Below are 12,100 nucleotides of genomic sequence, written 5' to 3'. Positions count from 1 at the left end.
TATAAATAACGCTGGTACACGGATTAATGCGAGGGGAAATGCTCCTGGGTGGATGGTACTTGGATCAAAAGGGCGAAAAGCAGCCACAGAACACGGTTGAATGTTGAAATAAATTTAACTCAAGTTTGGGAAAAACAAGAAAGCGACCCCTGATCGGCAAGAGCCGCTTTACTAAATTAACCTATGAGAAAAATCGTATAACCCGCTGGTTCTACTGCCAGTCAGGATTTTGTTGTAATTCCGGGTTAGCATTCACCTCGTCCTGAGGAATCGGAAAGTACTTGTTTTTAGCCTGCACCGGGCGAGTGGGATACACCGAATTGGTTGCTTTTGGGATCACCGTAAGGAACCGATCCGTACGGGTCAAATCATACCAGCGATCTCCCTCGGCAAAGAACTCCCAGGAGCGCTCCTGGATCACGGCGTCGATAAATGCATCTTTGCTGAGTCCGGCGGCCAGGTTAGGCAGCCCGGCCCTGCTACGGATCACATTGATATATCCGTAAGCCTTTGCGGTTCCTCCATTCAGGCGGGCCTCAGCTTCGGCGGCAATCAGGTAAACATCGGCCAGGCGCAGGATGGGTATATTCACTATGGTACCTGTCGTCGACTCCGGGTCGCGGAATTTGCGAATCAATACGCCCTCGGTAGTGATCGGGGTAATATCCTTTTGAGGCACAGTATTTCCAGCTTTGTTAATATAGGAAGTCGCCAACAATTGACGGCGTTTGTCAGCTGCGTTAAACGAATTATAAAATGCCTGATACGCAAACATAGATCCGAAGGAAGTACGGGCGTACTCGACCCCACCGCTACCCGAGGGACCGGTGAGCCCCACCAGTTGATGGCTATTGCCGGGAGAAATCGGATCAACTTCGTACGCCCAGATATTTTCCTTGCGGGCGGCGTCTTCCGTCTGGTAGTCGAAAACATCCAGCACGTTGGTCATCAGCTGGTACTTTCCTGAGTTGAGTACGGCATCGGCTTTTTCCAGCGCTTTGGCCCAGTCTTCGTTATAGAGTGCAGCTTTGGCGTACAAAGCGTTTACAGCCTCCTTTGTTGGGCGGCCTTTCTCCACCGAGGGATAAGAGGGTAAACCAGCGGCCAATGCCTGATCAAGATCACTGTAAATCTGCTTATACACATCGGCTTTGGGGCTCTTGCCCACATACGCCTTTAATTCCGAAGTACTTGGTTCCGTTTTGATGGGTACATCGCCGAAGTTTTTGGTCAGCATCCAGTGGTAGAATGCCCGCAAATAATACGCCTCCCCGATGATCTGTTTCTTGCGGGTTTCGTCCATGGTGGCGTCGGGTACTTTGAGAATAATCCAGTTGGCATTCTCAATGCCGCTGTACGACGAAGCCCAGATTTGTTGCGGAGATTCGAACGTACGCCCGGCGCTCCGCTGGGTGGTGTAAGTAGGTTCGACGGTAAAAAGGGTCAGGGTATTCCGGCCCACAACCGCCCGCGGATAGACCTGATCGGCGCTATAATCGGGCACCAGAAGGGCGGCCGGACCACCGTACAAGCCACTCATGGCGCTGTACGCCGCGATGAGTCCTTTTTCGGCATCCGGACCGGTCTGATAAAAATTATCGGTAAAAATGGAGGAATAAACCGTTTCGTCCAGCTCGCAGGAAGTCATTCCTATGCCCAGCAGGACCATTGGAAGTACCTTATATAGGGATTTGAATCTTTTTTTCATGATTGTTTACTATTTAAAGAGTTCGGATCAGAATGTAAGTTGAATACCACCCAGGAATGACTTCGCCTGGGGATAGACCAGGTTATCAACCCCGATCGCCGTGTTGGAACCGGCGTAGGTATTGACCTCAGGATCAAAGCCCGTGTACTTTGTCAGGGTCAGCAAATTGTTGCCACTGACGTACACCCGGAGCCGGCTGATTCCTTTGATCGCGGGAAGGGTGTAGCCCAGCGTAATGTTCTTAAGGCGTACAAACGAACCATCCTCAATAGCATAGTCGGTGATCGGAAGCCGACCTGCTACAAAACCGCTTACGTATTGGTTGCTGGGGTTGGTAGGGGTCCAGCGGTCCACCACTCCTGCCAAGAGATTGCGTTGTCCCAGCGGGTTCTCGAACGACAAGCGGCTGATGTTGTAGATGTCGTTACCCTGTGAGCCTGAAAGAAAAGCGCTGAAATCGAAATTCTTGTATTCCAGATTGGTAGAGGCACCAAAGATGAATTTGGGATTGGGGTTTCCGGTGATGATCTGATCTTCGGAATTAATGGCGCCGTCGTTATTCAGGTCTTTCACCTTATGCCCTCCTACTCTGCCGTCGTAGCCAGGAACGATGGCATCACCCGTTTGATTAATGCCGTCAAAGACGTAGGTCTTAAACACTCCCAGCGGTTGGCCGACACTCAGAATGGAAGAGTTAGTCACGAAACGCTCCTGAGTAGTTCCTCCATCCAGATCAAGTAGTTTGTTGCGGTTGGCGGTCAGATTACCCGACACCGACCAGCGCACCGGACCGTTCAGGATATTGGCATTGGCTGCAAATTCAAAACCCTTATTTTCCAGCGCGGCATAGTTGCCAGTGATGCTTCCGTAGCCCGACGAAAGTGGCAGGGTCTTCACGTACAACAGATCGTCGGTTCGCTTGTAGTAGTAGTCCATGATGATGGACAGGCGATTATTAAACAAACCAATGTCTAAACCAATGTCAGTCTGAGCCGATTTTTCCCAGCGCAGATCCGGGTTGGCGATGCCGGTAGGGCTGATCGCTGTTTGGTAAACGCCTCCGATGTTATTGCCACCACCGGAACTCACCGTGGCCAGCGACTGGTAGGGCGAGATTCCACCGGCATTTCCGGTGATACCATAACTGGCGCGCAGTTTCAGGTCCGACATCCAGCTGACATCCTGCATAAAATCTTCCTCGATGATCCGCCAGGCAGCCGAGATGGCCGGAAAGAAACCGTACTTGTGGTTGGCTCCGAATTTACTCGAACCATCTACCCGGGCCGTCAGATCCAGGAAGTACTTGTCGCGAAATCCGTAGTTCAACCGGCCCATGTAAGAATCGAGGCGCTGCTTGGAACGGCCGCTGTTCACCGTCCGGTTCAGAGCCAATTGCACGGCTTCGTTGCGGGTGGCATCATTGGGAAAGCCATTGGCGCTGATGGAATTGTAGTTTGAATTTTCCACCTGCGAGGCAAAAACACCGGTGAAGCGCAGGCTGTGGATATCATTGAAGGTATGGTTGTACGAGAGAATACTTTCATGAAGCAAACCCAGGAAGTTTCCGTTGTATTTCCCCGCCGAACCCGAATTGGCATTAATATCCGCCTTATTGATAATGGAAATTGGTGAGTAGTTATCGTTCAACTGGCTCTGAATATCAGCGTTGAAGGAGGCCCGGTAGCTTAACCCTGGGAGAATCTGGTACTCACCAAACAGGTTGACCAAAGTGCGCTTGATGTCGCGCTGCTGAAGAACCTGGGTAAAATTCAGGGGATTGATTACTTCCCGGTACTGCCCGTTGGCCTGCTCGCCGAAAGGAAAGATAGAGCCATCCGCCCTGTACGGTTGCAGTGTGGGAGGAGCACCGATAGCGGCGCCCAACACGCTGGTGGTTACTACGCCGGCATCGCCCACGGAGGTAGCACCGGCATTCACGCCGTTACTTATGTTATAACTACCCAGAATACTCGTGCCGATTTTGAATCTATCACTGATTTTGTGGTCGACATTCAGCCGATAAGAGTAGCGCTTAAAATTGGAGTTGATGATCACCCCGTCCTGATTGAAGTAGTTGGCAGAGAGCGCCAGCTGCGTTTTCTCGTTTCCTCCATTAATGGAAAGCTGATGGTTTTGAATGGGGGCCTTCTGAAAAATCAGGTTTTGCCAGTTGACACCTTCACCCAAAGACTCGGGGTTAGGGTAAGCGTTGTTTTTAAATACCTCGTTTTCCAGTTGGGCAAATTCTGAGGCATTAAGTACATCCAGCGTTTTGGTCACTTGCTGCACACCGTAGTAGCTTTCAACGGAGACCCGTGTCGCGCCCGCTTTTCCTCTTTTTGTTGTGATGAGTACCACCCCGTTGGCCGCCCGCGCGCCATAAATCGCCGAAGCCGAAGCATCTTTAAGTACCTCTACGGATTCAATGTCGTTGGGGTTGATGGTAGATAGCGGACTTACGTCGTTGATCCCTCCTCCATTCGATATCTGGATGCCATCCACCACATACAAAGGCTCCGAATTACCGTTAATGGAGTTGATCCCCCGAATACGGACGCTGATGTTTCCGCCGGGAGCGCCGGAATTCTGGTTGATCTGCACGCCGGATACCCGCGATTGCAACCCTTGCGCCACATTCGTGACGGGCAATTTGGTCAGTTCGTCGGCTTTGACCGAAGCAATGGAGCCGGTAGTTTCCACTTTCCTTTGGGTACCATAGCCCACCACCACTACTTCTTCGAGCGCTTTGGTGTCCGTTTCCAGCGTAACATTAATGGTACTACGGTTATTGACCGGAATTTCCTGTTTAACGTACCCGACAAAGGAAAAAGCCAAAGTGGCTGCGGGAGATGTCTGTAAAGTGTAGCTTCCGTCGGTATTGGTAATCGTCCCTCTTTGAGTTCCCTTAATGGTAACGCTCACGCCGGGTATCCCCTCGCCATCGGACCCGGAAACGGTGCCTTTGAGCGCGATGTCCTGCGCCAGTACCGAGAAAGGGAGCATCAGGGCCAAAAGCAGAACTCTTGGTTCAAATCTTCGTATTGTTCTGTACATATATAAAGTTGATTAGGGTTTTGAGAGAAATATTAAATAAAGTCAATTTTTGGATTCAGTTTTCTGATGATATAATCCTGATCATGACTGAAGAAATAGGCTAAAACCGGGTGTTTTATCAAACATTTAATGAATATAGGATGAGGTAGCCGGAGAAACAAGCCTCCCAAATCACCAATTAATCTAAATTAGGTTCAATAAATATCGGCAACGTGTTCGCAAACGTTACCGATACATAAATTTTCTTTATTTTAGCAGTACTTTATACATACACTCGTAATCTGCGTTGTTTTTAAGCAGAGCAAAGCTTAATCGAGACCAAAAATAAGATAAGTACAATTTCACATATGATACCATGCGTTAAATGTGGTCGGGTGGAGAGCCTGATGAAAGCTGGCTTCGTCCGCGGGAAGCAGCGTTTTTTCTGTAAGGATTGCACTTACTACTTCACCCTTCCCAACCCAAAGGAGAGAAGCGAGCGACGGGGAAGGCACCAAACCACAATCATCGATATAGCCCAGGACCTGGGTGTCTCCAATTCCACGGTATCTCGTGCCTTGCACAACCATCCTGACATCAATCCAAATACTCGAAAAGCTATTCTTGATAAAGCGATTGAGCTCGACTACCAGCCCAATCAGCTGGCTCATAGTCTGGTAAAAAGCCGCACGAATACCATTGGCATTGTGGTACCGGAATTTTTGACCCAGTTTTTCCCGAATGTCATCGTCGGCGCCCAGCGCGTGTTGCGGCAAGCCGATTACAATCTGATGATTATGCAGTCAGGGGAGTCGTACGAGACAGAAGTCGCCAATACCAAAGCGTTGCTGGCCAATCGGGTAGATGGTTTGCTGGTATCGATGAGCCACGAAACCAATAACTACGATCACTTCCTGTCTTTTGAAAAAAGGGATATTCCGGTAGTTTATTTTAACCGGGTGATTGAGGGCCTGGGAACCCACAAAGTTGTGGCAAACGATTACAGGGGCGCCTTCGCTGCAGTGGAGCATTTGATTCTGAATGGCTATCGACGCATCGCCCACCTCGGAGGGCCACCCAATCTTCTTATCAGCCAGGAGCGGCTGCGTGGCTATCAAGAAGCATTGCGGAAGTATGGCCACCCTTTACTGCCTGAACTCGTTATCCACGGCGACTTCACCGCGCAGAAGGCTTTAATCTACGGGCAGCATTTGCTGGATATGGCTCAACCTCCGGATGCCATATTCGCCGTCAATGATCCCACGGCCATCGAAGTTTTGGCGCTGGCAAAGGCAAAAGGCATCCGGATTCCCGAAGAGCTGGGGGTAGTTGGTTTTAGTGACGATCCCATCGCCGTCCACATCGGGAAGGGCCTAACTACGGTGAAGCAACCCACCACCCAAATTGGCGAAGCAGCGGCGAAATTGATTCTGGGATTACTGCGGGGTGAGCAGGCGAATCTCTCCCCTCAAACCATAGTGCTGGAAGCTGAACTTGTGGTGCGGGGATCTTCAATAAAAGCAGCAGGTTAATCACGTAAGCATGAGCAAATAGAACCAATTTAGTTTATTCACTTTCAAGGCTTTGTGCCCATTTTAATGAAAATGGATTGAAAGATATTTTTTCGGCGGCATGAATTAAGCAAAGCCACAGAGCATATTTGGTATGACCTGGACCAATGGTGGAAATTTGAACACCATTCAGGTACAGGCCTTCGAACGCGTCTTCAAGCCTAATCGTGACTACTTGTGGCCCATCCCACAGAAGGAGCTGGATCTTAACAAAGAACTCATCCAAAATCCGGGCTGGTAAAAGTGTGGGTTTTTAAAAAGAAATAGTTGAAAAGTCTCTTTTCCAAGATAATTCGAGACCGGGCTGAGGTTAACCTCAACCCGGTCTCGTTTTTTAGTAAAACCTGCCCCACATTCACCACAACTGTCTGTTTCATAGAAACTTAAAACTACTCCACCTATCTTCCTCTTTCATCCTTCCAGATTTTCGGAACGGCAATCGCAGTGTCGTACACCTCTGTTAGCTACTTAACTTTCTTAAAAGCCAGGGCCGGTACCCCCATCGACCCACCCATGAGGAATATAAATCAAATCCCTTTAAAAATATTTTTTCTTTTTTTTATCCAAAAGACTAAGGGTAAACAAGGAATTGCGAGTCATCAGTGTACTTAGTGAAAATGACTCCATGATCGACCCTAAACCCAAAACCATTTTTCAAAAAGAAAGGGCTCCAGTACCTGGCTCAGAGGGATCATCTCGTCAGCTTGACGATGAGCTGTTACTTCGACAAACCTTTGCTGAAGATGCCCGAACCGGGCTTGAATTGCTTTTCCGCCGCTACCACGCTCCCCTGTGTTCCCATGCTGTCCGCTTTGTGTACTCAAAGCAGATCGCTGAGGATCTGGTCGGCGAAGTGTTCTTCCAATTTTATAAGTCTGAAGCTTACAGTAAGATAAGTACCTCATACCTGAGTTACCTTTTCCGATCGGTCCGCAATGAAGCCTACACCTACCTGCGCCGCGAATTGGCCCGAACGTCTCCCCTGAGTGCGGATTCCGAAAATCAACAAGCCACCCAGGCGGTTAGTCCCGATGCCGAGATCCATTACAACCAGCTTTATCTAAAAGTGAACGAGGCCATCGCACAACTACCCGCACAGTGCCAGAGAGTTTTTTTGCTAAGCCGCTTTGAAGACAAAAAGTACCAGGAAATCGCCGACGAACTCCACATCTCTCCAAAAACCGTAGAGGCTCACATATCCAAAGCCCTGCGCCACCTGCGACAAGCCCTGCAGCACGATTGGATGACTCACTGAACGATACTCTCCCGATGAAATCTGATATCCCCAAGCACACACTCTTCGAATACCTGGCGGGCCGTGCGACCCCCCTGGAAAAAAAAGCCGTGGAAGAATGGCTCAAAGTCACGGCCAACGCGGAGTATTTCCACCGCTGCGTTTATGAATGGGAATTGCAGTCACCCCAGTATCAACCCGATGGTGACAGGGCCTTTGCCAGACTCATGGAGCAAATCGAAGAGGAAAAAACCGCAGCTCCCGCTTTGGCCCAAGAGACAGCTCCCCGCCGCTCAATCAACTGGCGATTCTGGTCCATCGCCGCCAGTATCACTTTGCTGCTAAGTGCAAGCGCGTGGTTACTTCGCCGAACTATTCTCTATAAGAATATTGAAACGGGATACGGACAGACTGTTTCCTTCAACCTCAGCGATGGCAGCCACGTAACCCTCAATGCCAATTCAGCACTCTCGGTGCCCCGATTTGGATTCGATGATGAGGTGCGGGAGGTCATGCTTAAAGGAGAAGCCGAGTTTTTAATCCGGCACACGCCAAACGACCAACGGTTTGTAGTAAAGACCTCCGAGCAATTTCAAGTGGAGGTGCTGGGAACCGAGTTTACGGTATTCGCCCGGCCGCGGGGCACGCGCGTCGCGCTGAACAAAGGTAAAATCCGGCTAGACTACCAAAATGATTCCCGTAAGAAAAAACTACTGATGAATCCTGGTGAACTGGTAACCCTTGACCCCGAAGGCCGCTTAACCCGGCGGCACATCGGTAAAACGGATCAGGAGGTTGCCTGGAAAGAACACCGTTTCGCATTCGACAACACTTCGGTACTGGAAATCTGCGCCATTATGATGGAGAATTTTGGCGTCGTTCTCCAGCCTGGCAGCGACGAAATTGCAACACGCACAATCACTGGGAATTTCAAGGCCGAAACCGCCGAGGAACTTCTGATGGTACTGGTGGAGGTGCTGAATTTGCGAATTCAAAAAGAGAATGGTCGTATCGTTTTAACTACTAAGGAAACTATTTCTAAACCCCTGTAAAATGCACAAAATCCCTATACCCGCTCGCTCCCTGGGCCTGGCGCTTCTGGTAACCAGCCAAATGTCCCTGGCCGGTTTTTCTCAGACTCTGGCCTTTGTCCCGCAATCCCGACCCGTCGCAAGCGCGCCCGTTACCACCCACTTGCGGACGGTTTTGCTTGAATTGCAGGACCGCTACAATGTCGAATTGATATTTGAAGATCGACTGGTTGCCAAACGCACTGTAAATATGCGGGCGGTTGATTATTCCCAATCGGTGGAGCGAAACCTTGACCGGATTCTACAGCCGGTAAATTTGAAAGTGAAAGAGGTCAGAAAAAACACTTTTGTGATTACCGAGTCAGGTAAATTCTTCCCAGGCAGCTCACAAACGAGCCAGGATAAAGCCGACGCCAGAACGACCAACGAGAATAGTTCTACGGGTCCTGCTTTGGTAAACTACCCCAGTATAACGATGCTTGAAAAAGCAGAAGAATCGCCGAAGCGGATTGTGCGCGGTACCGTTACCGACGAGAACAACGCGGGCCTGCCCGGTGTGAGCGTTGTGGTGAAAGGCACCACACGCGGCACAACGACGAATAATGAGGGGAATTTTGAGCTGGACGTGTTGGAACCTAACCCCACGCTGGTGTTCAGTTTTGTAGGGTTTGTAACGCAGGAAATTCTACTGGGCAATCAATCGGAGCTGGAAATCAGACTGGCGGTGGATGACAAGTCACTGGACGAGGTAGTGGTAGTGGGATATGGCGTACAGCGCAAATCCGACCTGACGGGGGCGGTCGGGGCTGTAAAGGGCGAAACGCTTAGGGAGCGCCCGGTTGCCTCGCTCAACCAGGCACTAAGCGGACGAATCACCGGGGTGAATGTTTCGACCAACTCGGGTCGTCCGGGGGGGCGGGCCAATATCCGTATTCGGGGCAATACGTCGGTGAGCGTGGCCAATAACCCGCTTTATGTCATCGACGGGGTCATCCTCAACGCCACCGACCTGGCTAACGGAAGTACCCCAATAGACTTCATCAACCCCAACGACATCGCTTCGGTGGAGGTACTTAAAGATGCTTCCGCCACGGCGATTTATGGGGCGCGCGGAGCCAACGGCGTAATACTGGTGACTACCAAACGCGGCAGCGATGGCGGCCGGGTGAGCTACGATACGGAGTTCAGCGTGGGCGTTTTACCGAAGAAAATCCCTTTACTCAACTCGGAGGAATTTTTGCTTGCCGAAGACATCGCCTACCAGAACGCCCAAAAGTACGATCCGGTGGGCTGGGCAGGCGGAAAATTCACCGATCCAAAGACCAAGCGCACTGACCCTTTACTGTTCGACGCCAATGGCAAGCCTTTGTACGATACCGACTGGCAGGATGAAGCGTTTCGACGGGCCAAAACCCAGAACCACCAATTGGCTTTTTCCGGTGGAAACAGCAAGGATAATTTTGGGCTGTACCTGGGGTACCGTAACGAAGAAGGACTGATGAAAGAATCTTTCCTCAAACGCTATTCGGGTCGTTTTACCATGGACAGTCAAATCAAGAAATGGCTGAAAGTGGGCGGCTCCCTGGGCTATAACGACCAGAACGAGAACCAGGTTGATCCGTTGGGCGGGGGTGGCATCATTCCCATGCGTCAGGTACTTGAAGAGCTTCCCATTATTCCGGTGAAATATCCCGATGGCCGCTGGGGCAGCAACGAAAACTACCCCGGCATGGAAGGCGGCGGCAGCCCTATCCAGGTGATTACCGAGCGGATCTACCTGGTGAAAACGCAGACGATGCTGGGCAGCGTGTACACCAACATTAATCTGGCGAAGGGACTCGAACTGCGCACCACACTTGGCACCAACATCATCAACCAGCGCATCGACTACTACGGGGGTCGGACGCTCAACTACATTTCGCGTAACCAGGGTGGCGATGCCTCCATCAACAACGCCCGTCACAATTCCTGGCAATTCGAGAATTACCTGACCTACAATACAAGAATCGCCAACATCCACTCATTCAATGCGCTGCTGGGCGTGGCCTGGCAGCACGTGGATCGATTCACTTCCCAGGCGCAGGCCCAACGATTCCAGGACGATTATTTCCAGTTCAACAATCTGGGCGCGGGTGCAGTTGCCGTGGCTCCCTCTTCCAGTACAAGTGCCTACGGACTGAACTCTTACTTTGGCCGTTTTAATTATGGATTGAAGGACAGGTACTTATTGACCTTTACGGGTCGGATTGACGGTTCCTCCAAATTTGGGTCCGCCAACCAGTACGCGCTGTTTCCTTCGGCGGCATTGGCCTGGCGGGTCACGGAAGAGGATTTCATGAAGAGTATTCCCGCGATCTCCAACCTGAAAGTCCGTACGAGTATTGGATCAACGGGCAATTCGGAAATTACAGCCTATCAGGCATTGGCTGGCCTGGGCAATTATTCGGTAATATTCAATGGGGCCCGTCAGGTGGGCATCGGGGTCAATCGCCTGGCCAATCCTGATCTGCGCTGGGAAAAAACCCTGCAAACGGACGCCGGCGTCGAGTTGGGGCTTTTCAATAACCGCATTACTTTGGAAGCGGATGTGTATAGGAAACTTACCACCAATATGCTGCTCAGTGCCCCGGTACCTTCCAGCAGCGGCTTCACTAATGTCAGCCAGAACGTCGGCAGCATGGTGAACCAGGGCGTTGAGTTTGCGATTAACACCGTCAATATTGCCACGCCAAAGTTTACCTGGAATTCCACATTCAATATCTCTGTCAATCGTAACCGGGTAAAAGCACTGACCGGCGGTGCCGATATTTTCACAGGGTCCACCATTATTCGTGAAGGCGAGCCCGTGGGTTCTTTCTTTGGCTTTGTGCACTTGGGTACCTGGAACACCAGCGAAGAATCGGAGGCCGCCAAGTACCTTAAAAAACCGGGTGACATCAAGTACCAGGACACCAACGGTGACGGAAAAATTAATGATAATGACCGGGTTGTAATCGGCAAAGGTATTCCCGATGGCTTTGGTACTTTCCTGAACACCCTTAGCTACGGCAACCTGGAACTGACTGTCGACCTTCAATTCATGTACGGCAACGACGTGCTGTTCCGTAGTAAGCACTCTGCCGAAGACCGGGTGGGTATTGCCAACAGCTTCAAAACCGTACTCAACGGCTGGACTCCCGAGAACCAGGACACACCGTTGGCGCAGCTTCGCCCTGTTTCGGCAGGATACAATACCAATAATGATACGTACCGGGTACAGGATGGCTCATTCCTGCGGGGAAGGAATCTTCTGCTGGCTTACCGATTCCCGAACACCGTCCTGGACAAGCTGCACCTGAACCGGTTGCGGGCCTTCGTTTCCGTGCAGAACTTCTTCCTGAGTACCAAATTCCAAGGCTACGACCCCGAGGTTTCCACCTCAGGAGCCGCCTTTGACCAGGGCGTAGACTTGTACGCTTACCCCAAGCCCCGCGTATTCATGGTAGGACTGAACATTGGACTATAACCTATAAATAACATTTCA

Annotated in this window: 7 protein-coding genes; 5 read left to right on the top strand and 2 right to left on the bottom strand. The window is 50.7% G+C overall.

The features are described from left to right. Nucleotides 1–211 precede the first annotated feature (211 nt). Entirely contained in the window at nt 212–1,708 is a 1,497-nt protein-coding gene (locus tag IE117_RS18930) for a RagB/SusD family nutrient uptake outer membrane protein (protein ID WP_189566084.1), read from the bottom strand. A gap of 27 nt (nt 1,709–1,735) precedes the next feature. Beyond that, complete coding sequence (locus IE117_RS18925) at nt 1,736–4,762, bottom strand: SusC/RagA family TonB-linked outer membrane protein (RefSeq protein WP_189566083.1); 3,027 nt, start codon at nt 4,760–4,762, stop codon at nt 1,736–1,738. A gap of 347 nt (nt 4,763–5,109) precedes the next feature. Here IE117_RS18925 and IE117_RS18920 point away from each other — a divergent pair, with 347 nt between their 5' ends. The 5 genes from IE117_RS18920 (at nt 5,110) to IE117_RS18900 (ending at nt 12,082) form a co-directional block, all read left to right on the top strand. Then, nucleotides 5,110–6,273 (top strand): LacI family DNA-binding transcriptional regulator, encoded by a 1,164-nt coding sequence (locus IE117_RS18920; RefSeq protein ID WP_189566082.1) that lies wholly within the window; start codon nt 5,110–5,112, stop codon nt 6,271–6,273. A 133-nt stretch (nt 6,274–6,406) separates the two neighbouring features. Continuing rightward, on the top strand, nt 6,407–6,553 hold the full coding sequence (locus IE117_RS18915; RefSeq protein ID WP_189566081.1) for a RagB/SusD family nutrient uptake outer membrane protein: 147 nt from the start codon (nt 6,407–6,409) through the stop codon (nt 6,551–6,553). A gap of 384 nt (nt 6,554–6,937) precedes the next feature. Continuing rightward, nucleotides 6,938–7,567, top strand: coding sequence for an RNA polymerase sigma-70 factor (locus IE117_RS18910; protein ID WP_189566080.1), 630 nt, complete (start codon nt 6,938–6,940; stop codon nt 7,565–7,567). A gap of 14 nt (nt 7,568–7,581) precedes the next feature. Next, on the top strand, nt 7,582–8,598 hold the full coding sequence (locus IE117_RS18905) for a FecR family protein (RefSeq protein ID WP_189566079.1): 1,017 nt from the start codon (nt 7,582–7,584) through the stop codon (nt 8,596–8,598). Between the two features lies 1 nt (nt 8,599). Next, nucleotides 8,600–12,082: a SusC/RagA family TonB-linked outer membrane protein gene (locus IE117_RS18900; protein WP_229581147.1), complete on the top strand. Its 3,483-nt coding sequence runs from the start codon at nt 8,600–8,602 to the stop codon at nt 12,080–12,082. Nucleotides 12,083–12,100 lie beyond the last annotated feature (18 nt).

It is taken from the genome of Persicitalea jodogahamensis (assembly GCF_014651615.1).
GTDB lineage: Bacteria > Bacteroidota > Bacteroidia > Cytophagales > Spirosomataceae > Persicitalea > Persicitalea jodogahamensis.
The sequence above is the reverse complement of the archived record's forward strand: the minus strand, read 5'-3'. Positions and strand labels throughout refer to the sequence as shown.

Excerpts from the sequence above, each read along its gene's own strand:
- IE117_RS18910 (WP_189566080.1), top strand. The coding sequence starts at position 6,938 with ATGATCGACCCTAAACCCAAAACCATTTTTCAAAAAGAAAGGGCTCCA.
- IE117_RS18900 (WP_229581147.1), top strand. The coding sequence starts at position 8,600 with ATGCACAAAATCCCTATACCCGCTCGCTCCCTGGGCCTGGCGCTTCTG.
- IE117_RS18930 (WP_189566084.1), bottom strand. The coding sequence starts at position 1,708 with ATGAAAAAAAGATTCAAATCCCTATATAAGGTACTTCCAATGGTCCTG.
- IE117_RS18920 (WP_189566082.1), top strand. The coding sequence starts at position 5,110 with ATGATACCATGCGTTAAATGTGGTCGGGTGGAGAGCCTGATGAAAGCT.
- IE117_RS18905 (WP_189566079.1), top strand. The coding sequence starts at position 7,582 with ATGAAATCTGATATCCCCAAGCACACACTCTTCGAATACCTGGCGGGC.
- IE117_RS18925 (WP_189566083.1), bottom strand. The coding sequence starts at position 4,762 with ATGTACAGAACAATACGAAGATTTGAACCAAGAGTTCTGCTTTTGGCC.
- IE117_RS18915 (WP_189566081.1), top strand. The coding sequence starts at position 6,407 with ATGACCTGGACCAATGGTGGAAATTTGAACACCATTCAGGTACAGGCC.